Source organism: Klebsiella sp. WP4-W18-ESBL-05 (assembly GCF_014169075.1).
GTDB lineage: Bacteria > Pseudomonadota > Gammaproteobacteria > Enterobacterales > Enterobacteriaceae > Kluyvera > Kluyvera ascorbata_B.
Genome location: NZ_AP022057.1, coordinates 1,480,017 through 1,500,804 on the forward strand (window position 1 = coordinate 1,480,017; position 20,788 = coordinate 1,500,804).

Genomic DNA, 20,788 nt, shown 5'->3' on the forward strand with positions numbered 1-20,788 from the left:
CATGAACCTGACGACCCTGTCTCACCCTCGTGCTGTCTGTTTACAGGCATGTTTTACCGATCGCGATGACGCGATTCGCCAGCTGGCACAGCGGCTGGCTGAACTGGGCAACATTACCGATATCGATGCCTATCTGGCGGAAGTTTTTCACCGGGAATCGCAGGGGCCAACGGCACTTGGCGAAGGTCTGGCGGTGCCGCACGGCAAAACGGCGGCGGTAAAAGAGGCGGCATTTGCGGTCGCCACGCTGAGCAAACCGCTAGCATGGGATGGGGTAGATGGCCCTGAACCGGTCGAGCTGATTTTTCTGCTGGCCATCCCGCCAGCGCAAGCGGGATCCACCCATATTCAGATCCTGACGGAACTCACCACCCGGCTCGCCGATGACGACGTGCGGCGCCGCGTGATGGCTGCCGACAGCGCCGAAGCGTTGCTGGCAGCGCTGGCGGCTCAGCCAGAGAAGGCGGCGATTGAACTGGACGCCGAGGCGCCCACCATCGTCTGCGTGACCGCTTGCCCGGCGGGCATTGCGCACACCTATATGGCGGCAGAGTATCTGGAGAAAGCCGGGCGGCGCATGGGCGTCAATGTGGTGGTGGAAAAGCAGGGAGCCAACGGTATTGAAGGCCGCCTCACCGCGCAACAGCTCAACGATGCCCGGGCCTGTATTTTCGCGGCAGAAGTGGCCATTAAGGAGAGCGAGCGCTTTCGCGGTCTGCCGTCTCTTTCCGTTCCGGTTGCGGAACCGCTGCGCCACGCCGAGGCGCTGATTGAACGCGCGTTGGCGCTGGAGCCCCTGAAAGGGGAGAGGCACGCCCAGCCGCAGTTGGAGCAGAAAAAAAGTGTGAAAACCGAGCTTAAACAGGCATTGCTGAGCGGCATTTCATTTGCTGTTCCGCTGATTGTCGCCGGTGGGACCGTGCTGGCGGTGGCGGTACTGCTGGCGCAGATTTTTGGCCTGCAGCACCTTTTTGATTTGGAGAACTCCTGGCTGTGGATGTACCGCAAGCTGGGTGGTGGCATGTTGGGAACGCTGATGGTGCCCGTGCTGGCTGCCTATACGGCTTACTCGTTGGCCGATAAACCGGCGCTGGCACCCGGCTTTGCCGCCGGGCTGGCGGCCAATATGATTGGCGCCGGTTTTCTGGGCGCCGTCGCCGGGGGGCTGATCGCGGGTTACCTGATGCGCTGGGTCAAAAACCATATCCGGCTGAGCGCGCGTTTTAACGGTTTTCTGACGTTCTACCTTTATCCGGTTATCGGCACGCTGGCGGCGGGCAGCCTGATGCTGTTCGTGATTGGTGAACCCGTGGCATGGATTAACAATTCGCTCACCGCGTGGCTGAACGGGTTATCCGGTGCCAATGCTCTGCTGCTGGGCATGATCCTCGGTTTTATGTGCTCGTTCGATCTCGGTGGTCCGGTAAACAAAGCAGCTTATGCCTTCTGCCTGGGGGCTATGGCCAACGGCGTATATGGCCCGTACGCCATTTTTGCTTCAGTCAAAATGGTTTCTGCCTTCACCGTGACGGCGTCCACCCTGCTGGCACCGCATCTGTTTAAACAGTTTGAGATCGAAACCGGTAAATCGACCTGGCTGCTCGGTCTGGCCGGAATTACCGAAGGGGCGATTCCGATGGCTATTGAAGATCCGCTACGCGTGATTGGTTCTTTTGTCCTGGGGTCGATGGCGACCGGCGCGATTGTCGGCGCGATGGGGATCGGTCTTTCCACGCCGGGCGCAGGGATTTTCTCTCTCTTTTTACTTCAGCATGCCGGAATCGGCGCTTTTACTGCGGCGGCGGGCTGGTTTGGCGCCGCGCTGGTTGGGACGTTTATCTCGACCATGGTGCTGTTGCTCTGGCGTCGTCAGGCGGTAAAGCAGGGAAAATACACCACCGATAGCGTGATGCCGTAAGCACTTACTTAACAGGAAACGAAGATGAAAGCAGTATCTCGCGTTCACATTACGCCACATATGCACTGGGACCGTGAATGGTATTTCACTACCGAAGAGTCACGTATTTTACTCATCAACAATATGGAAGAGATCCTCTCCCGCCTTGAACAGGACGCTGATTACAAGTACTACGTGCTGGACGGGCAAACGGCCATACTTGAAGACTACTTCGCCGTGAAGCCGGAAAATCGCGAACGCGTGAAATCGCTGGTACAGGCCGGTAAATTGATCATTGGACCCTGGTATACGCAAACCGACACCACCCTTGTCTCTGGTGAATCTATCGTGCGTAATCTGATGTACGGCATTCGTGACTGTATGGCGTTTGGCGAACCGATGAAGATTGGCTACCTTCCGGATTCGTTCGGTATGTCCGGGCAGCTACCGCATATTTATAACGGCTTTGGTCTGACCCGCGCGCTCTTCTGGCGCGGCTGCTCTGAGCGCCATGGCACCGATAAAACGGAGTTTTTATGGCAAAGCCGGGACGGAAGTGAAGTGGTCACCCAGGTGCTGCCGTTGGGCTACGCGATTGGTAAGTACTTACCGGAGGACGAAGCCGGGCTGCGTAAACGGCTTGATGGTTACTTTGATGTGCTGGAAAAAGCCTCGGTCACCCAAGAGATCCTGCTGCCCAACGGCCACGACCAGATGCCACTGCAACAAAATATCTTCGCCGTGATGGAGAAGCTGCGCGATATTTATCCGCAGCGGCAGTTTGTCATGAGCCGTTTTGAAGATGTCTTTGAGCGCATTGAAGCGCACCGCGACGTGTTGGCGACCCTACAGGGCGAGTTTATCGACGGCAAATACATGCGCGTTCACCGGACTATTGGCTCTACGCGTATGGATATCAAAATCGCCCATGCGCGCATTGAGAATAAAATCGTCAATATTCTGGAACCGCTAGCCACGCTGGCCTGGAGCCTGGGCTTTGAATATCACCATGGCCTGCTCGAGAAAATGTGGAAAGAAATTTTAAAAAACCACGCTCATGACAGCATTGGCTGCTGCTGTAGCGACAAAGTCCATCAGGAGATTGTCTCGCGTTTTGTACTGGCCGAAGACATGGCGGATAACCTGATTCGTTTTTATATGCGCAAGATTGCCGACAACATGGCGCACAGCGCAGAAGATAAACTGGTGATGTTTAACCTGATGCCGTGGCCGCGCGAAGAGACGATCAACACCACGATTCGCCTGCGGGCCAGCCAGTTCCGCCTGGTTGACGGCAAAGGTCATGACATTCCCTATTTTATTCGCCAGGCGAGGGAGATCGATCCCGGGCTTATTGACCGGCAAATTGTGCACTACGGGAATTACGAGCCCTTTATGGAGTTTGATATTCAGCTTCACCAAATCCTGCCGTCGATGGGCTACCGCACGCTGTACGTTGAGCCGCACGTCGCGGGAAACCTGGTGAAGCCTTCACCAGCGGCGACATCGCTGCTCGAAAACGCCTTCTGGCAAATTGAGATGAATAGCGACGGAACGCTACGACTGCATGATAAAGACAGCGGAATCGTTTATGACCGGGTGCTGGAAATCGAAGACGGCGGTGACGATGGTGATGAATATGACTATTCGCCTCCGCGAGAGGAGTGGGTGCTGACGAGCGTGCAAACGCCTTTTGACTACGAGGTCATCCACGATGCCTGGCAAAGTCGGGTGATTATTCGTTATCAGATGGCGGTGCCAGCAAATCTTAACGCGCGTGCGGCGCGCCAGCGTAACGGTGAGCTTGGCATCGAAGTGGAGGTGACCCTCAGCCACAATAGTCGGCGTATTGACGTGGAGGTCAGGCTGGATAATCAGGCTGACGATCACCGCGTTCGGGTGCTGATTCCGACGCCTTTTCACACGCGGGAAGTGCTGGCCGATACGCAGTTTGGCTCAATAATGCGCCCGGTTCGCGATGAGGCAATGGCTTACTGGCAAGAAGAGGGGTGGAAGGAAGCGCCGATCCCGGTATGGAATTTACTCAACTATGCCGCTCTTCAGGAAGGGCGTAACGGGCTAGCCGTTTTTAGCGAGGGGCTACGCGAGTTTGAAGTACTCGGCGAGGAGAAAAAAACCTTCGCCCTGACGCTGCTTCGTGGCGTAGGGGTATTGGGTAAAGAAGATCTGCTTCTACGCCCTGGTCGTCCCTCGGGAATTAAACTGCCGGTGCCTGATTCGCAGATGCGTGGCCCGCTTCATGGGCGGTTTAGCCTGTTCAGCTATAGCGGGACGCCGCTGAATATCGGCCTGGCTCAGCAGGCAAGATCCTGGCTGACCCCCATTCAGTGCTATAACAAAATTCCGTGGGATGCGATGAAGCTGAATAAAAGCGGGGCGATTGTGCCCGAAAGCTACAGTCTGCTCAGCATGTCGCCGGTAGGCTGCCAGCTCAGTGCGCTAAAAAAGGCCGAGGATCGCGATGAGATTATTTTACGTTTGTTCAATCCGTCCGACAGCCAGTGTAGTGAGGCCGCTGTGTCATTCAGCCAAGGTGTGGCGGCGTGCCGGGAAACGGGAATGGATGAAATCCCGTACCCGGATCCGGATGCCACAAAGGTCATCGCCGGCATCTTCCATCCATGTCAGTCGCGTACTTTTAGCGTTAAGCCTGGCTGATGGTGTGGAGGGTAACGTCAGCGAGCCTGCTGGCGTTGCCCGCTTGCCTGTTTTTTGTTCGATTGATGAGTAAGGGCTCAGACGTTTATACCCGGCTGGCATCCGTTCAGAAGGGATGAATGTTGCATTAATAATTTATTTGGTTAAAAACTTGTTAATTATCATTCAGACAGATGTCAGCATTGGAAAAAAATGACGGAAGGTCTACTTTAATCTATACGGGCATTATTGGCCTGTTCCCAGCATGCCTCGTTAAATTTAATTACCACACCATTCAATCTCACTTCATTTGATAACCATCAATGCCAGAATAAAAACACATCATTAACATTATATTCATCATGACGTTCAATTAAAAACATAATTAACAATATTGCGTGAAGTTGATTTAAATCAATATGTAATCACTGGATATAAGGTGTCAAAACGGATAAATTGTCGTGGATCAAATTGGCCTAAAACAGTGTGATTCGCTATAAATTGATCACCGTCGAAAAACGTAAAACTTCTCCAATAAAAACCTGTTTATTGTAAGGGTTTTACAGCGTAATATATTTTAGGGATCAATTGAGTTTTTTATTAACAGGTTTGTAACTTTCACTTATTGCTGTTTCCTGTTGACGACAAGGGGCTGCTGTAGGGAAGGGGACAAATAAATTTGTATTGGGGCATGTGTTTGAATCCCGGGTAACGGGTTCAATCTCGGAGTCTTCATGCGATGAGCAAGGAGTCATGATGTTAGATATAGTCGAACTGTCGCGCTTACAGTTTGCCTTGACCGCGATGTACCACTTCCTGTTTGTTCCGCTGACGCTGGGTATGGCGTTCCTGCTGGCAATCATGGAAACGGTCTACGTCCTTTCCGGCAAACAGATTTATAAAGATATGACCAAGTTCTGGGGCAAGTTGTTTGGTATCAACTTTGCGCTGGGTGTGGCTACCGGTCTGACCATGGAGTTCCAGTTCGGGACTAACTGGTCCTACTACTCCCACTACGTGGGCGATATCTTCGGTGCGCCGCTGGCCATCGAGGGTCTGATGGCCTTCTTCCTCGAATCTACCTTTGTAGGTCTGTTCTTCTTCGGTTGGGATCGTCTGGGTAAAGTCCAGCATATGGCGGTCACCTGGCTGGTGGCGCTTGGCTCCAACCTCTCCGCGCTGTGGATTCTGGTAGCGAACGGTTGGATGCAGAACCCGATTGCTTCCGATTTCAACTTTGAAACCATGCGTATGGAAATGGTCAGCTTCTCTGAGCTGGTCCTGAACCCGGTTGCGCAGGTGAAATTCGTTCACACCGTCGCTTCCGGCTACGTGACCGGCGCGATGTTCATTCTGGCCATCAGCTCCTGGTATATGCTCAAAGGTCGCGACTTCGCGTTTGCCAAGCGCTCCTTTGCGATTGCCGCTAGCTTCGGTATGGCGGCAATTCTTTCCGTTATCGTACTGGGCGATGAATCCGGTTACGAAATGGGTGACGTGCAGAAAACCAAACTGGCCGCTATTGAGGCCGAATGGGAAACGCAGCCGGCGCCGGCCGCCTTTACTCTGTTTGGTATTCCGGATCAGGATGCGCAGGAAAACCGCTTCTCGATTCAAATTCCTTACGCGCTGGGCATCATCGCCACCCGTTCCGTTGATAAACAGGTGACGGGCCTGAAAGATCTGATGGTGCAGCACGAAGAGCGTATCCGTAACGGTATGAAAGCCTACTCTCTGCTGGAGCAGCTGCGCGCGGGCGCGACCGATCCGGCGGTACGTGCGCAGTTCAATGACGTGAAGAAAGATCTGGGCTATGGCCTGCTGCTGAAACGCTATACGCCGAACGTGGCTGATGCGACTGAAGAGCAGATCCAGAAAGCGACCAAAGACTCTATTCCGCGCGTTGCGCCGCTGTACTTCGCCTTCCGTATCATGGTGGCGTGCGGTGTGCTGATGCTGCTGATTATTGGCGCCTCCTTCTGGACTGTTATTCGTAACCGTATCGGTGAGAAAAAATGGCTGCTGCGCGCTGCGTTCTATGGCCTGCCGCTGCCGTGGATTGCCGTTGAGGCGGGCTGGTTTGTCGCTGAGTATGGCCGCCAACCGTGGGCTATCGGTGAGGTGCTGCCAACGGCGGTCGCCAACTCGTCGCTGACGGCGGGTGACCTGATCTTCTCCATGGTGCTGATCTGCGGTCTGTACACGCTGTTCCTGGTGGCTGAACTGTTCCTGATGTTCAAATTTGCCCGCAAAGGACCAAGCAGCCTGAAAACCGGTCGCTATCACTTTGAACAGTCCTCCGCGACTATTCAGCCGGCACGCTAAGACAGGAGTCGTCAAATGATCGATTATGAAGTATTGCGTTTTATCTGGTGGCTGCTGATCGGCATTCTGCTGATCGGTTTTGCGGTCGCCGACGGCTTCGACATGGGGGTGGGCATGCTCACCCGCTTCCTCGGTCGCAATGACACCGAGCGTCGAATTATGATTAACGCCATCGCCCCGCACTGGGACGGTAACCAGGTATGGCTCATCACCGCCGGCGGCGCGCTGTTTGCTGCCTGGCCGATGGTCTACGCGGCAGCCTTCTCTGGCTTCTACGTGGCGATGATTCTGGTTCTGGCATCATTGTTCTTCCGCCCGGTGGGTTTCGACTACCGTTCGAAGATTGAAGATAGCCGCTGGCGTAACATGTGGGACTGGGGTATCTTCGTGGGCAGCTTTGTGCCGCCGCTGGTGATCGGCGTGGCGTTTGGTAACCTGCTGCAGGGCGTCCCGTTCCATATTGATGAGTACCTGCGTCTTTACTACACCGGCAATTTCTTCCAGCTGCTGAATCCGTTTGGCCTGCTGGCGGGCGTGGTGAGCGTGGCGATGATCCTGACCCAAGGGGCGACCTACCTGCAGATGCGTACCGTGGGCGAGCTGCATCTGCGCACGCGCTCCGTTTCGATGGTGGCTGCGCTGGTTACGCTGGTTTGCTTCGCACTGGCAGGCGTTTGGGTCTACTACGGTATCGACGGCTACGTGGTGAAATCCGTTCTGGATCACACCGGTCCGTCCAACCCGCTGACCAAAGAAGTGGCGCGTGAAGCCGGTGCGTGGATGGTGAACTTCAACAACATGCCGGCGCTGTGGGCGATTCCTGCTCTGGGCGTGGTGCTGCCGCTGCTGACTATCCTGTGCACGAAAGCGGATAAAGGCGCGTGGGCGTTCCTGTTCTCCTCACTGACGCTGGCCTGCATCATTCTGACCGCTGGTATCGCCATGTTCCCGTTCATTATGCCGTCCAGCACGATGATGAATGCGAGCCTGACCATGTGGGATGCAACGTCCAGCCAGCTGACGCTGAACCTGATGACCTATGTCGCGATTGTCTTCGTACCGATTATTCTGGCCTACACCACCTGGTGTTACTGGAAAATGTTCGGTCGCATCACCAAAGAAGACATCGAACGTAACACCCACTCTCTGTACTAAGTAAGGAGCTGAATATGTGGTATTTCGCATGGATTTTGGGAACGCTTCTTGCCTGTGCATTCGGCGTGATCACCGCGCTGGCGCTTGAGCACGTTGAAGCGTCCAAAGCGGGTGAAGAAAAACACTGATGAAAAATGTTATCGCAATGTTGTATGCGATAATGGACAAGCGCCCCCTGCGGGCGCTTTCCCTTGTGATGGCCCTGCTGCTGGCAGGCTGCATCTTCTGGGACCCGTCGCGCTTTGCGGCGAAGACCAGCGAACTGGAAATCTGGCACGGTTTTCTGCTGATGTGGTCGGTGTGCGCGGGCGTGATTCACGGCGTGGGCTTCCGCCTGCGGTCGATTCACTGGCAGGGGATTTTTTGTCCGCTTATCGCCGAACTGGTGCTGTTTGCCGGGCTGATTTTCTTCTTTTCCCGCTGAAAATTTTCATCTGAAAACGATGGGCTTGCTTAAGCCCATAAAAATTTACTCTCCGTTTACTTCCCCCCATTCCAAAGCATCATTCCCGCGCGTATAGTAGCGAAGTTCAAAAACCCAAAATTTTTTTGCATTACTGGGACGTAAAGTGAATACAACGCTGTTTCGATGGCCGGTTCGTGTCTACTATGAAGATACCGATGCCGGTGGTGTGGTTTATCACGCCAGCTATGTCGCTTTCTATGAAAGAGCGCGCACAGAGATGCTGCGTCACCATCACTTCAGCCAGCAGGTACTGTTGGCTGAGCGCGTGGCCTTTGTCGTGCGTAAAATGACGCTGGAGTATTTTGCGGCTGCCCGACTCGACGATATGCTCGAAGTCCAGACAGAAATTACATCAATGCGCGGTACCTCAATGGTGTTCACGCAGCGAATAGTCAACGCTGAGAATAAGGTTCTGAACGAAGCAGAAGTCCTGATTGTCTGTGTTGATCCACTCATCATGAAGCCTCGTGCGCTTCCCAAGTCTATTGTCGCGGAGTTTAAGCAGTGACTGACATGAACATCCTTGATTTGTTCCTGAAGGCTAGCCTTCTGGTTAAACTTATCATGTTGATTTTGATTGGTTTTTCAATCGCCTCCTGGGCCATCATCATCCAGAGAACGCGCATCCTTAACGCGGCAAGCCGTGAGGCCGAAGCGTTTGAAGATAAATTCTGGTCCGGCATCGAACTGTCTCGTCTGTATCAGGAGAGCCAGGGGCGTCGTGAAAACCTCGCGGGATCGGAACAGATCTTCTACAGCGGCTTTAAAGAGTTTGCGCGTCTGCATCGTGCCAACAGCCATGCGCCGGAAGCCATCGTGGAAGGGGCATCGCGTGCGATGCGTATTTCGATGAACCGCGAGCTGGAAACGCTGGAAACGCACATTCCGTTCCTGGGTACCGTGGGGTCCATCAGTCCGTATATCGGTCTGTTCGGTACCGTATGGGGGATCATGCACGCCTTTATCGCGCTGGGCGCGGTAAAACAGGCTACGCTGCAGATGGTTGCGCCGGGGATCGCCGAAGCGCTGATCGCTACCGCTATCGGTCTGTTCGCCGCGATCCCTGCGGTTATGGCGTATAACCGTCTGAACCAGCGTGTGAATAAACTGGAGCTGAACTACGACAACTTTATGGAAGAGTTCACCGCGATTCTGCACCGTCAGGCTTTTACCGCCAGCACCGCCAGCGAGAGCAACAAGGGGTAAGCCATGGCCAGAGCACGTGGACGCGGACGTCGCGAACTGAAGTCCGAAATTAACATCGTTCCGCTGCTGGATGTGTTGTTGGTGCTGCTGCTGATCTTTATGGCGACAGCGCCGATCATTACGCAGAGCGTGGAAGTGGATCTTCCTGATGCCACCGAATCACAGGCTGTCAGCAGTAATGATGAACCCCCGGTCATTGTTGAAGTGTCCGGCGTGGGGCAATACAGCGTGAACGTTGGCCCGGAAAAGATGCCGCAGCTGCCGCCTGAACAGGTGGTCGCAGAAGCGCAGCGCCGTTTGCAGGCGAATCCGAAGACGGTCTTCTTAATTGGGGGCGCGAAAGACGTGCCTTACGATGAAATAATTAAAGCGCTTAACCTGTTACACAGCGCCGGGGTGAAATCGGTCGGGTTGATGACCCAGCCAATTTAACCGCCGACATACCGTATTTGCCGCAGGCCGGGAACGGCCTGCACCGTGTACGGTAGGGTAACGGGGGAACAGTTTTTGGGAACCGAGAGTGTCAAAGGCAACCGAACAAAACGATAAGCTTAAACGAGCGATAATTATTTCAGCAGTGCTGCACGTCATTCTGTTTGCGGCGCTGATCTGGAGTTCGTTCGATGAGCATTTAGACGCCGCGGCCGGCGGGGGCGGTGGGTCATCCATCGACGCGGTCATGGTCGATCCGGGTGCGGTCGTCGACAACTATAATCGCCAACAGCAGCAGCAGGCCAGTTCGAAACGTGCGCAAGAGCAGCGTGAAAAACAGGCTCAGCAGCAGGCCGAAGAGCTGCGTGAAAAGCAGGCTGCGGAACAGGAACGTTTAAAAGCGCTGGAAAAAGAGCGTTTAGAAGCCCAGGAAGCGGCTAAGCAGGCGCAGGAACAGCAGAAGCAGGCTGAGGAAGCGGCGAAGAAAGCCGCCGCCGACGCCAAAGCGAAGGCCGACGCACAGGCTAAAGAAGCCGCAGAAGCTGCCGCGAAAGCCGCGGCCGATGCCAAGGCGAAGGCCGATGCTCAGGCAAAAGCCGCCGCTGAAGCGGCGAAGAAAGCCGGTGCTGACGCGCAGAAAAAAGCGGAAGCTGAAGCGGCAAAAGCCGCCGCCGATGCGAAAAAGGTTGCCGAAGCTGCCGCCGCGAAAGCTGCCGCAGATGCAGAGAAGAAAGCGACTGCGGAAGCGGCGAAGAAGGCTGCCGCTGAAAAGGCCGCTGCTGAGAAAGCCGCTGCCGCTGAAAAAGCGGCCGCCGAGAAAGCGGCCGCAGCTGCGGAAAAAGCCGCTGCTGATAAAGCTGCCGCTGCCGCGAAAGCTGCTGCAGATAAGAAGGCTGCTGCAGAAAAAGCCGCTGCGGACAAGAAAGCGGCTGGCGAGAAAGCGGCTGCCGCGAAAAAAGCCGCCGCTGAAAAAGCGGCTGCCGCTTCGGGGGTTGATGATCTGCTGGGCGATCTGAGTTCTGGTAAGAATGCGCCGAAAGGCAACACCAGCGGTAGCGCCGGTGGCTCTTCTCCTGCTAAAGGTAACAAGCCGGGGCAGGGTGGGGCGTCGCAGGCTGAAATTGCGTCCTATATTGCGCAGGTTCAGGCCGCGATTAAAGGTCACCTGTACGACTGGGATACCTATAAAGGGAAGACCTGTACGTTACGCGTGAACCTGGCTGAAGATGGTACCGTGCTGAGCGTGAAACAGGAAGGTGGCGATGAGGCGTTCTGTCAGCAAATGCTGGCGGCAACCAACCGCATGACCAAATTCCCGAAACCGCCGTCACAAGCGGTCTGGCAGACCTTTAAAAATGCGCCGCTGGACTTTAAGCCTTAAGCATTATTTTTCGTCGCAGTACGTGAAAAATAAAGGCGGAATCGTTGCAGGGTTTTGGTAGTTTTGTGTATTTTAGTTTGTTAACATTCTGCTAAATTATCGTGGGCTTTCCGCCTGGATAAGGGAGAAATGATGAAGCAGGCATTACGAGTAGCATTTGGTTTTCTGATGCTGTGGGCAGCGGTGCTGCACGCAGAAGTACGTATCGAGATCACCCAAGGGGTGGACTCGGCGCGTCCGATTGGCGTCGTTCCGTTCCAGTGGGCCGGGCCGGGTGCTGCGCCTGAAGATATCGGCGGCATCGTGGGCGCTGACCTACGTAACAGCGGGAAATTCAACCCGTTAGATCGTTCTCGTCTGCCGCAGCAGCCGGGCAGCGCTCAGGAAGTTCAGCCGGCAGCCTGGTCTGCGCTGGGCATTGATGCTGTGGTTGTCGGCCAGGTAAGCCCGAACGCCGACGGCAGCTATAATGTTTCTTACCAGTTAGTCGATACCGGCGGTGCGCCGGGTACCGTACTGGCGCAAAACACTTACAAAGTGAACAAGCAGTGGCTGCGCTACGCGGGTCACACTGCCAGTGATGAAGTGTTCGAGAAGCTGACCAGCATCAAGGGAGCATTCCGTACCCGTATTGCCTACGTCGTGCAGACCAACGGCGGTCAGTTCCCGTACGAACTGCGCGTTTCTGACTACGATGGTTACAACCAGTTTGTCGTTCACCGTTCTCCGCAGCCGCTGATGTCTCCGGCGTGGTCTCCGGACGGCTCGAAACTGGCTTACGTCACCTTCGAAAGCGGCCGTTCGGCGCTGGTTATCCAGACGCTGGCAAACGGTGCGGTTCGCCAGGTGGCTTCCTTCCCGCGTCACAACGGTGCGCCGGCGTTCTCTCCGGACGGCAGCAAACTGGCGTTCGCGCTGTCTAAAACCGGCAGCCTGAACCTGTACGTGATGGATATCGGCTCCGGTCAGATCCGTCAGGTAACCGATGGTCGCAGCAACAACACGGAACCGACATGGTTCCCGGACAGCCAGAACCTGGCCTTTACTTCCGACCAGGCCGGTCGTCCGCAGGTGTATAAAGTTAACGTCAACGGCGGTGCTCCGCAGCGTATTACCTGGGAAGGTTCGCAGAACCAGGATGCTGATGTCAGCAGCGACGGTAAGTTTATGGTAATGGTCAGCTCGGCTAACGGCCAGCAGCACATTGCTAAGCAGGATCTGGTAGCGGGTGGCGTACAAGTACTGTCGTCAACGTTCCTGGACGAAACGCCAAGTCTGGCACCTAACGGCACTATGGTAATCTACAGCTCTTCTCAGGGGATGGGATCCGTGCTGAATTTGGTTTCTACAGATGGGCGTTTCAAAGCGCGTCTTCCGGCAACTGATGGACAGGTCAAATTCCCTGCCTGGTCGCCGTATCTGTGATAATAATTAATTGATTAGTAAAGGAATCATTGAAATGCAACTGAACAAAGTGCTGAAGGGGCTGTTGATTGCTCTGCCTGTTATGGCAATCGCGGCATGTTCTTCCAACAAGAACGCCAGCAATGACGGCAGCGAAGGCATGCTGAACGGCGCCGGCACTGGTATGGATGCGAACGGTAACGGCAACATGTCTTCTGAAGAGCAAGCGCGTCTTCAGATGCAACAGCTGCAGCAGAACAACATCGTTTACTTCGATCTGGACAAGTACGATATCCGTTCTGACTTCGCTGCAATGCTGGATGCGCACGCAAACTTCCTGCGTAGCAACCCGTCTTACAAAGTCACCGTAGAAGGTCATGCGGACGAACGTGGTACTCCGGAGTACAACATCTCCCTGGGCGAACGTCGTGCTAACGCTGTTAAAATGTACCTGCAGGGTAAAGGCGTTTCTGCTGACCAGATCTCCATCGTTTCTTACGGTAAAGAAAAACCTGCAGTACTGGGTCATGACGAAGCGGCTTACGCCAAAAACCGTCGTGCCGTACTGGTTTACTAAGAGAATTGCATGAGCAGTAACTTCAGACATCATTTATTGAGTCTGTCGTTACTGGTTGGCATAGCGGCCCCCTGGGCCGCTTTTGCTCAGGCGCCAATCAGTAGTGTCGGCTCAGGCTCGGTCGAAGACCGCGTCACCCAACTCGAGCGTATTTCTAATGCTCACAGTCAACTTTTGACCCAACTCCAGCAACAACTCTCTGATAACCAGTCTGATATTGATGCCCTCCGTGGACAGATCCAGGAAAGTCAGTACCAGTTGAATCAGGTGATGGATCGTCAAAAGCAGATCATGCTGCAAATTGATAGCCTGAACAGCGGTGGCGGTGCATCAGCGGCGCCGCAGACTTCTGGCGATCAAAGTAACGCAGCGGCGGCTACGGCTGCGCCAGCGAGCGGAGGGACCGCCTCTGCTGGCGTTCCGGCGCAAACGGGCGATGCGAATACCGATTACAATGCGGCGATCGCGCTGGTGAAGGACAGTTCCCGCCAGGACGATGCGATTGCGGCGTTTCAGAATTTCGTGAAAAAGTACCCTGATTCAACCTATCAGCCCAATGCCAACTACTGGCTGGGGCAGTTGAATTACAATAAGGGTAAAAAAGATGATGCGGCGTACTACTTTGCGTCGGTGGTGAAAAACTATCCGAAGTCGCCAAAGGCGGCAGACGCAATGTTTAAGGTTGGGGTCATCATGCAGGACAAAGGGGATACCGCGAAGGCAAAAGCGGTTTACCAGCAGGTTGTCAGCAAATACCCAGGTACCGACGGTGCCAAGCAGGCGCAAAAACGTCTTAGCGGGCTGTGATGCGTGAAGTAAGACCAGAAATCGTTTTATTTCTGGTCTTGCCGCATGAAACATAAGCACTTAAACGATCTTTGTCGAAATACTTGTTGCGCTGAATTCTGAATTCAGTAATATATGCCGCCGTTGCCAAGGGATATCAAACATCCTGAAAGCGACAAAAAAAGTGGGTCGTTAGCTCAGTTGGTAGAGCAGTTGACTTTTAATCAATTGGTCGCAGGTTCGAATCCTGCACGACCCACCAATCGCTAAGGTGGAACGCGATTGTAAAACGTGAAGGATAACGTTGCGTAAGCAACGGCCCGTAGGGCGAGGCGAAGCCGAGTCATCCTGCACGACCCACCACTAACTTAGTTAGTAAGCAGTATCCAGCGTAGTATCGGGTGATTAGCTCAGCTGGGAGAGCACCTCCCTTACAAGGAGGGGGTCGGCGGTTCGATCCCGTCATCACCCACCACCGGGTCGTTAGCTCAGTTGGTAGAGCAGTTGACTTTTAATCAATTGGTCGCAGGTTCGAATCCTGCACGACCCACCATTTCTATGATGGGTCTGGTGGAAGTAGTCAGTAGTATCCAGCGCAGTTTCGGGTGATTAGCTCAGCTGGGAGAGCACCTCCCTTACAAGGAGGGGGTCGGCGGTTCGATCCCGTCATCACCCACCACTCGGGTCGTTAGCTCAGTTGGTAGAGCAGTTGACTTTTAATCAATTGGTCGCAGGTTCGAATCCTGCACGACCCACCATCTTTAGATGGTCCGAGTAAAAATCTTTCAGGCTGCACCCGTATGGGTCGTTAGCTCAGTTGGTAGAGCAGTTGACTTTTAATCAATTGGTCGCAGGTTCGAATCCTGCACGACCCACCATCCTGAAATGATTAAGTTGTTCCCCATAAGGGGTCGTTAGCTCAGTTGGTAGAGCAGTTGACTTTTAATCAATTGGTCGCAGGTTCGAATCCTGCACGACCCACCAGTGTAAAAAGGCGCCCTAAAGGCGCCTTTTTGCTATCCAGCGTTTACGGGTAAGTTAAGGTGCAGGCGAGCGGTAGGCCGGATAAGGCGTTTACGCCGCCATCCGGCAATCTGCCGCTGGCCGCCGGATGGCGCTTCGCCTATCCAGCCTACAGCGAAATTTCCCGAAGAGTGACCCAAAATTCACCACGACTTTTCCACCGCAATCGGCTATCTTGTTTAGCATATAAAACATATTTCCGTGGTAATGGTGAATCCACATCTTAAACCACGTATTTCGTTAAGCCAGTAAAACGAGAAGCATGATGAGCGTGATGTTCGATCCTGAAGCAGCGATTTACCCGTTTCCGCCAAAACCAACGGCGTTGAGCAGCGATGAAAAACAATTTTATCGTGAAAAAATTAAGCACTTGCTCAAAGCGCGCAACGCGGTGATGGTGGCGCACTACTATACCGATCCAGAGATCCAGCAACTGGCGGAAGAAACCGGCGGCTGCATTTCCGATTCGCTGGAGATGGCGCGCTTTGGTGCAAAGCATGCTGCTTCCACGCTGCTGGTTGCTGGCGTGCGGTTTATGGGAGAGACGGCCAAAATCCTCAGCCCGGAAAAAACCATCCTGATGCCAACGCTCAACGCAGAGTGTTCGCTGGATCTTGGCTGCCCGATTGAAGAGTTCAACGCCTTCTGTGATGCACATCCGGATCGCACCGTGGTGGTCTATGCCAATACCTCCGCTGCGGTAAAAGCGCGCGCTGACTGGGTCGTTACTTCAAGTATTGCCGTTGAACTCATTGAACACCTCGATAGCCTGGGCGAGAAAATTATCTGGGCTCCGGACCGTCACCTTGGTCGCTACGTGCAAAAACAGACCGGTGCCGACGTGTTGTGCTGGCAGGGGGCCTGTATTGTTCACGATGAGTTTAAAACCCAGGCGCTGAGCCGTATGAAAGCGCTGTATCCGCAGGCTGCGGTACTGGTTCACCCGGAATCGCCGCAGGCGATTGTCGACATGGCCGACGCCGTTGGGTCGACCAGCCAACTGATCAACGCAGCCAAAACGCTGCCGAACCAGCAGCTTATCGTGGCGACCGACCGAGGTATCTTCTACAAAATGCAGCAGGCGGTACCAGATAAAGAGTTGTTTGAAGCACCGACCGCCGGGGAAGGCGCGACCTGCCGCACCTGCGCGCACTGCCCATGGATGGCGATGAACGGCCTGAAAGCTATTGCGGAGAGCCTCGAGAACGGCGGTGCGGCGCATGAAATTCACGTCGATGAGTCTCTCCGCCAGGGGGCGCTGATTCCGTTGAACCGTATGCTTGATTTTGCGGCTACACTACGAGGATAAACTGTCTAACACGCTGGAGTTGAAATGGATTTTTTTAGCACGCAGAACATCCTGGTCCATATCCCACTGGGGGCAGGGGGTTACGACCTGTCGTGGATTGAAGCCGTAGGTACCGTCGCTGGCCTGCTGTGCATCTGGCTGGCAAGCCTTGAGAAGATCGTGAACTATCTGTTTGGTCTTATCAACGTCACGCTGTTTGCGATTATCTTTTTCCAGATCCAGCTGTACGCCAGCCTGCTGCTGCAGCTTTTCTTCTTTGCCGCCAACCTCTACGGCTGGTATGCGTGGTCGCGGCAAACCAGTCAGCATGAAGCCGAGCTGCAGATTCGCTGGCTGCCGCTGCCTAAAGCGCTCGGCTGGCTGGCGGCGTGCGTGATTGCTATTGCATTGATGACGCTCTATATCGATCCCGTCTTTGCCGTATTGACGCAGGTGGCCGTTAACGTGATGCAGGGGCTGGGTATGAACGTGGCGATGCCCACGCTGCAGCCGGATGCGTTTCCGTTCTGGGATTCGTGCATGATGGTGCTCTCAATTGCCGCGATGGTGCTGATGACCCGCAAATATGTTGAGAACTGGTTGCTTTGGGTGGTGATCAACGTTATCAGCGTGGCTATTTTCGCGCTCCAGGGTGTGTATGCGATGGCGCTGGAGTATCTGCTGCTGACCTTCATTGCCCTTAACGGCAGTCGGATGTGGATGAATAGCGCGCGTGAGCGTGGCTCTCGCGCGCTATCTCATTAATGGTGGTGATGATGCCCGTGTGCGGATTGCGCCTCGTTAAGGTGGCATTCCGGGCCGCTGCAGGGCTGATACTCCATCTGTACCGTCGCATGATCGACCTGATAGTGCTCCTCAAGGAAGTGATGAATCCTGTCGAGCAGCGCATCGTGGTCGTGCGGCGGTACGACCTGAACGTGCAGGGTCATGAGCGGTTTTTCACCGACTAGCCAGACGTGGACGTGGTGAACGTCGCGTACCTCCGGCAGCGAACGGCGCATGTTGCGCTTGAGGGCGGCGACGTCAATTGACTTCGGTGCGCCTTCCAGCAGCTCATTCATGCTCTCTTTCAACAGCGTCCACGCGCTGCGTAGCACCAGGCAGGAAACCAGGACGGACAGAATCGGATCGATAGGCGTCCAGCCGGTGGTCATGATCACCAGGGCAGCAATAATCGCGCCGACCGATCCCAGCAGGTCGCCCATGACGTGCAGCGCTGCGGCACGTACGTTGAGGTTTTTCTCTTCACTGCCGCGATGCAGGATCCAGAACGCCAGCACATTTGCCAGCAGCCCGGCGACGGCAATGACCATCATGGTTACGCCGGCAACCGGCTGCGGATGCGTGAAGCGCTGCACCGCTTCCCAGACGATCAGAATAATAATAAACAGCAGTGCGATGGCGTTAACGAAGGCGGCGAGGGTGGTCAGACGCAGCCAGCCAAAAGTGTGGCGCATACTTGGCGGCCGGCTGGCAAAGTGAACGGCCAGCAGTGCAAATAGCAGGGCAGCCGAGTCGGTGAGCATGTGCCCGGCATCGGCTAACAGGGCCAGTGACCCCGAAATCATCCCACCGATAGCTTCTACGATCATAAATCCGGCGGTGACGCCGAAGGCCAGCAGTAAACGCCGGGCGTTGCCCCGATCCTGCGTGGCGTGAGAATGTGAATCATGCCGGTGCGCCATGACGCTTTTCCTTCCGTATTGTGAATGTGACTCTCTGACATCATTGCAGATCTTTGCTTTTTACGCACAAAAATACGTGCGTTGACGCGATGGGGGAAAATAGTGCAACGGGGCGGAAGTGATACTGAATTATATTGTTTTTATGGTATTTATGAGTTTATATATCTGATATTGATTATTTATCAAGTTATTTCACTATTAAATTCTAAATAACGTGGTTTTTTTAGCTATTATCCGGTTAAAGTGTAAAATCCAGTTTACACTTTTTGACTGAGGATATAGATTGAGGGGATTGCACTCAATTATATAAGTATGGCAACACTGGAACAGTCATGAATTATCAGAACGACGATTTACGTATTAAAGAGATCAACGAGTTACTTCCGCCAGTCGCACTCCTTGAAAAATTCCCCGCTACCGAAAACGCCGCGAACACCGTGTCTCATGCGCGTAAAGCGATCCATCAGATCCTGAAAGGGGAAGACGATCGTCTGCTGGTTGTTGTGGGTCCGTGCTCCATTCACGATACCGTCGCGGCAAAAGAGTACGCCCAGCGTCTGCTGAAACTTCGTGAAGAGCTTAACGGTGAGCTGGAAATCGTCATGCGCGTGTATTTTGAAAAACCGCGCACTACCGTGGGCTGGAAAGGGCTGATTAACGATCCGCATATGGACAACAGCTTCCAGATTAACGATGGCCTGCGCATTGCCCGTAAGCTGTTGCTGGACATCAACGATACCGGCCTGCCGGCGGCGGGCGAGTTCCTGGACATGATCACCCCGCAGTACCTGGCCGACCTGATGAGCTGGGGCGCTATCGGCGCACGCACCACGGAATCTCAGGTACACCGTGAACTGGCCTCTGGCCTGTCTTGCCCGGTCGGTTTTAAAAACGGCACCGATGGCACCATTAAAGTCGCCATCGATGCGATTAACGCAGCGGGCGCGGCCCACTGTTTCCTGTCAGTCACCAAATGGGGCCACTCCGCTATCGTTAACACCAGCGGCAATGGCGATTGCCATATCATTCTGCGCGGCGGTAAAGCGCCGAACTACAGTGCTTCTCACGTGGCGGCGGTGAAAGATGGGCTCGAGAAAGCGGGCCTGCCGGCGCAAATAATGATCGACTTCAGCCATGCCAACTCCTGCAAGCAGTTCAAAAAGCAGATGGAAGTGGGCGCGGACGTCTGCCAGCAGATTGCCAGCGGCGAGAAAGCAATTATGGGCGTGATGATCGAAAGTCATCTGGTGGAAGGCAACCAAAACCCGGATAGCGGCGAGCCGCTGGTGTACGGGAAAAGCATCACCGATGCCTGCATTAACTGGGAAGATACCGACACCCTTCTGCGTCAGCTGGCGAATGCGGTAAAAGCGCGTCGCGGGTAAAAATGCATCCGGGCGATTCTCGCTCGGTAGGCCGGATAAGGCAACGTCGCCCTCCGGCAATAAAAAAGCGTGGAGCATTCCACGCTTTTTTCGTTTAAACAGCCCGGTCGAAAATTACTTCGCTTTACCCTGGTTTGCTACCGCAGCGGCTTTCGCGGCGATTTCATCCGCATTGCCCAGATAGTAGTGTTTGATAGGCTTGAAGTTTTCGTCGAACTCGTACACCAGCGGAACGCCGGTCGGGATGTTCAGCTCAAGAATTTCATCTTCGCCCATGTTGTCGAGGTATTTGACCAGCGCACGCAGGGAGTTACCGTGCGCAGCGATGATTACGCGCTCGCCGCTTTTCAGGCGCGGCAGAATGGTTTCGTTCCAGTAAGGCACCACGCGCTCAATGGTCAGCGCCAGGCTCTCGGTGGTCGGCAGCTCTTTATCGGTCAGCTTAGCGTAACGCGGGTCGTGGCCCGGATAGCGCTCGTCGTCTTTCGTCAGCTCTGGCGGGGTGACCGCGAAACCGCGGCGCCACTGCTTAACCTGCTCGTCACCGTATTTTTCTGCGGTTTCGGCTTTGTTCAGACCCTGCAGCGCGCCGTAGTGGCGCTCGTTCAGTTTCCAGGATTTCTCAACCGGCAGCCAGGCCTGATCCAGTTCATCCAGAACGTTCCACAGCGTGTGGATGGCACGTTTCAGCACAGAGGTATAAGCAAAGTCGAAGCTGAAGCCTTCAGCCTTCAGCAGTTTGCCTGCTGCTTTTGCTTCGCTAACGCCTTTCTCAGACAGATCAACGTCGTACCAACCGGTGAAACGGTTTTCGTTGTTCCACTGACTTTCACCGTGACGAACCAGTACCAGCTTAGTTACAGCCATACTCTCACTCCTCAAGCTTTATTGAATGATAACAATTCTCATTATATTGCCGCGATCGCCTCGCCAGCAACGCTTATGCATAACCATAGCGAAAATAGTGCCCCAGTGTAAGATGCATGTGAACTCAGCGTTATTATTTTGTCTGTTCGTGACGTTATTTTCAGCGATATGCTTAAAAGATCGGCGAGATGCCGCAGGGGAGAGAATAGCCCGGCGTCGCTTCGCTCGGCCG

18 protein-coding genes and 7 tRNA genes are annotated in these 20,788 nt (G+C 54.4%); 23 read left to right on the forward strand and 2 right to left on the reverse strand.

Going from position 1 to position 20,788, the window contains the following annotated elements; all coding sequences use genetic code 11:
- The first annotated feature begins 1 nt into the window (after nt 1).
- The 22 genes from mngA to pnuC all read left to right on the forward strand — a co-directional run bounded on the left by mngA (nt 2) and on the right by pnuC (nt 17,363).
- Complete coding sequence (gene mngA, locus H7R58_RS07125) at nt 2–1,918, forward strand: PTS 2-O-a-mannosyl-D-glycerate transporter subunit IIABC (RefSeq protein ID WP_182929273.1); 1,917 nt, start codon at nt 2–4, stop codon at nt 1,916–1,918.
- Nucleotides 1,919–1,942: 24 nt separating this feature from the next.
- Entirely contained in the window at nt 1,943–4,576 is a 2,634-nt protein-coding gene (gene mngB / locus H7R58_RS07130) for a mannosylglycerate hydrolase (RefSeq protein ID WP_182929272.1), read from the forward strand.
- A gap of 735 nt (nt 4,577–5,311) precedes the next feature.
- Nucleotides 5,312–6,880: a cytochrome ubiquinol oxidase subunit I gene (gene cydA / locus H7R58_RS07135; protein ID WP_106924638.1), complete on the forward strand. Its 1,569-nt coding sequence runs from the start codon at nt 5,312–5,314 to the stop codon at nt 6,878–6,880.
- A gap of 15 nt (nt 6,881–6,895) precedes the next feature.
- Nucleotides 6,896–8,035 carry a cytochrome d ubiquinol oxidase subunit II gene (gene cydB, locus H7R58_RS07140; protein WP_106924637.1) on the forward strand — a complete coding sequence of 380 codons (1,140 nt, stop codon included), beginning with the start codon at nt 6,896–6,898 and terminating at the stop codon, nt 8,033–8,035.
- Nucleotides 8,036–8,049: 14 nt separating this feature from the next.
- A complete protein-coding gene (cydX, locus tag H7R58_RS07145) occupies nt 8,050–8,163 on the forward strand; it encodes a cytochrome bd-I oxidase subunit CydX (RefSeq protein ID WP_006177208.1) in 114 nt (37 codons plus the stop codon).
- Nucleotides 8,163–8,459: a cyd operon protein YbgE gene (gene ybgE, locus H7R58_RS07150; RefSeq protein ID WP_106924636.1), complete on the forward strand. Its 297-nt coding sequence runs from the start codon at nt 8,163–8,165 to the stop codon at nt 8,457–8,459. Before cydX ends, ybgE begins: the two co-directional genes overlap by 1 nt.
- 145 nt (nt 8,460–8,604) lie before the next feature.
- Nucleotides 8,605–9,009 carry a tol-pal system-associated acyl-CoA thioesterase gene (ybgC, locus tag H7R58_RS07155; RefSeq protein ID WP_035892730.1) on the forward strand — a complete coding sequence of 135 codons (405 nt, stop codon included), beginning with the start codon at nt 8,605–8,607 and terminating at the stop codon, nt 9,007–9,009.
- Nucleotides 9,006–9,707: a Tol-Pal system protein TolQ gene (gene tolQ / locus H7R58_RS07160; RefSeq protein ID WP_074398837.1), complete on the forward strand. Its 702-nt coding sequence runs from the start codon at nt 9,006–9,008 to the stop codon at nt 9,705–9,707. The genes ybgC and tolQ overlap by 4 nt, the downstream gene beginning before the upstream one ends.
- Nucleotides 9,708–9,710: 3 nt before the next feature.
- Nucleotides 9,711–10,139, forward strand: coding sequence for a colicin uptake protein TolR (gene tolR / locus H7R58_RS07165; RefSeq protein ID WP_064548352.1), 429 nt, complete (start codon nt 9,711–9,713; stop codon nt 10,137–10,139).
- Between the two features lie 88 nt (nt 10,140–10,227).
- Nucleotides 10,228–11,520 (forward strand): cell envelope integrity protein TolA, encoded by a 1,293-nt coding sequence (gene tolA, locus H7R58_RS07170; protein WP_182934683.1) that lies wholly within the window; start codon nt 10,228–10,230, stop codon nt 11,518–11,520.
- 132 nt (nt 11,521–11,652) lie between these two features.
- The gene (tolB, locus tag H7R58_RS07175) at nt 11,653–12,945 is read left to right on the forward strand and encodes a Tol-Pal system beta propeller repeat protein TolB (protein WP_106924634.1); all 1,293 of its coding nucleotides are present in this window, start codon (nt 11,653–11,655) and stop codon (nt 12,943–12,945) included.
- A gap of 34 nt (nt 12,946–12,979) precedes the next feature.
- Nucleotides 12,980–13,501: a peptidoglycan-associated lipoprotein Pal gene (gene pal / locus H7R58_RS07180; RefSeq protein WP_106924633.1), complete on the forward strand. Its 522-nt coding sequence runs from the start codon at nt 12,980–12,982 to the stop codon at nt 13,499–13,501.
- A gap of 9 nt (nt 13,502–13,510) precedes the next feature.
- Nucleotides 13,511–14,308, forward strand: a complete 798-nt coding sequence (gene cpoB, locus H7R58_RS07185) for a cell division protein CpoB (protein ID WP_106924632.1) — start codon at nt 13,511–13,513, stop codon at nt 14,306–14,308.
- A 165-nt stretch (nt 14,309–14,473) separates the two neighbouring features.
- A tRNA-Lys gene (locus H7R58_RS07190) sits at nt 14,474–14,549 on the forward strand.
- Nucleotides 14,550–14,686: 137 nt separating this feature from the next.
- Nucleotides 14,687–14,762 (forward strand) — tRNA-Val (locus H7R58_RS07195).
- Nucleotides 14,763–14,764: 2 nt separating this feature from the next.
- A tRNA-Lys gene (locus H7R58_RS07200) sits at nt 14,765–14,840 on the forward strand.
- A 50-nt stretch (nt 14,841–14,890) separates the two neighbouring features.
- Nucleotides 14,891–14,966: transfer RNA gene (locus tag H7R58_RS07205), tRNA-Val, on the forward strand.
- Nucleotides 14,967–14,969: 3 nt separating this feature from the next.
- Nucleotides 14,970–15,045 (forward strand) — tRNA-Lys (locus tag H7R58_RS07210).
- Nucleotides 15,046–15,089: 44 nt separating this feature from the next.
- Nucleotides 15,090–15,165: transfer RNA gene (locus H7R58_RS07215), tRNA-Lys, on the forward strand.
- Between the two features lie 30 nt (nt 15,166–15,195).
- Nucleotides 15,196–15,271, forward strand: a tRNA-Lys gene (locus H7R58_RS07220).
- Between the two features lie 304 nt (nt 15,272–15,575).
- Nucleotides 15,576–16,619 (forward strand): quinolinate synthase NadA, encoded by a 1,044-nt coding sequence (gene nadA, locus H7R58_RS07225; protein ID WP_182930660.1) that lies wholly within the window; start codon nt 15,576–15,578, stop codon nt 16,617–16,619.
- A 24-nt stretch (nt 16,620–16,643) separates the two neighbouring features.
- Nucleotides 16,644–17,363, forward strand: coding sequence for a nicotinamide riboside transporter PnuC (gene pnuC / locus H7R58_RS07230; RefSeq protein ID WP_182929270.1), 720 nt, complete (start codon nt 16,644–16,646; stop codon nt 17,361–17,363).
- Here pnuC and zitB read toward each other — a convergent pair.
- Nucleotides 17,360–18,304 carry a CDF family zinc transporter ZitB gene (gene zitB, locus H7R58_RS07235; protein WP_182929269.1) on the reverse strand — a complete coding sequence of 315 codons (945 nt, stop codon included), beginning with the start codon at nt 18,302–18,304 and terminating at the stop codon, nt 17,360–17,362. The two genes, pnuC and zitB, sit on opposite strands and share 4 nt — an antisense overlap.
- A 332-nt stretch (nt 18,305–18,636) precedes the next feature.
- Here zitB and aroG point away from each other — a divergent pair, with 332 nt between their 5' ends.
- Complete coding sequence (aroG, locus tag H7R58_RS07240; RefSeq protein WP_106924628.1) at nt 18,637–19,689, forward strand: 3-deoxy-7-phosphoheptulonate synthase AroG; 1,053 nt, start codon at nt 18,637–18,639, stop codon at nt 19,687–19,689.
- Nucleotides 19,690–19,803: 114 nt separating this feature from the next.
- Here the strand turns inward: aroG and gpmA are convergent, their stop codons facing one another.
- Nucleotides 19,804–20,556, reverse strand: coding sequence for a 2,3-diphosphoglycerate-dependent phosphoglycerate mutase (gpmA, locus tag H7R58_RS07245; RefSeq protein ID WP_035892201.1), 753 nt, complete (start codon nt 20,554–20,556; stop codon nt 19,804–19,806).
- Between the last annotated feature and the right edge of the window lie 232 nt (nt 20,557–20,788).

What these genes read in the sequence shown, in the direction of transcription:
- ybgE (WP_106924636.1), top strand. Translation starts at nt 8,163, where the DNA reads ATGAAAAATGTTATCGCAATGTTGTATGCGATAATGGACAAGCGCCCC.
- aroG (WP_106924628.1), top strand. Translation starts at nt 18,637, where the DNA reads ATGAATTATCAGAACGACGATTTACGTATTAAAGAGATCAACGAGTTA.
- cydB (WP_106924637.1), top strand. Translation starts at nt 6,896, where the DNA reads ATGATCGATTATGAAGTATTGCGTTTTATCTGGTGGCTGCTGATCGGC.
- tolB (WP_106924634.1), top strand. Translation starts at nt 11,653, where the DNA reads ATGAAGCAGGCATTACGAGTAGCATTTGGTTTTCTGATGCTGTGGGCA.
- cydX (WP_006177208.1), top strand. Translation starts at nt 8,050, where the DNA reads ATGTGGTATTTCGCATGGATTTTGGGAACGCTTCTTGCCTGTGCATTC.
- tolR (WP_064548352.1), top strand. Translation starts at nt 9,711, where the DNA reads ATGGCCAGAGCACGTGGACGCGGACGTCGCGAACTGAAGTCCGAAATT.
- cpoB (WP_106924632.1), top strand. Translation starts at nt 13,511, where the DNA reads ATGAGCAGTAACTTCAGACATCATTTATTGAGTCTGTCGTTACTGGTT.
- cydA (WP_106924638.1), top strand. Translation starts at nt 5,312, where the DNA reads ATGTTAGATATAGTCGAACTGTCGCGCTTACAGTTTGCCTTGACCGCG.
- zitB (WP_182929269.1), bottom strand. Translation starts at nt 18,304, where the DNA reads ATGGCGCACCGGCATGATTCACATTCTCACGCCACGCAGGATCGGGGC.
- mngB (WP_182929272.1), top strand. Translation starts at nt 1,943, where the DNA reads ATGAAAGCAGTATCTCGCGTTCACATTACGCCACATATGCACTGGGAC.
- pnuC (WP_182929270.1), top strand. Translation starts at nt 16,644, where the DNA reads ATGGATTTTTTTAGCACGCAGAACATCCTGGTCCATATCCCACTGGGG.
- mngA (WP_182929273.1), top strand. Translation starts at nt 2, where the DNA reads ATGAACCTGACGACCCTGTCTCACCCTCGTGCTGTCTGTTTACAGGCA.
- gpmA (WP_035892201.1), bottom strand. Translation starts at nt 20,556, where the DNA reads ATGGCTGTAACTAAGCTGGTACTGGTTCGTCACGGTGAAAGTCAGTGG.
- pal (WP_106924633.1), top strand. Translation starts at nt 12,980, where the DNA reads ATGCAACTGAACAAAGTGCTGAAGGGGCTGTTGATTGCTCTGCCTGTT.
- nadA (WP_182930660.1), top strand. Translation starts at nt 15,576, where the DNA reads ATGAGCGTGATGTTCGATCCTGAAGCAGCGATTTACCCGTTTCCGCCA.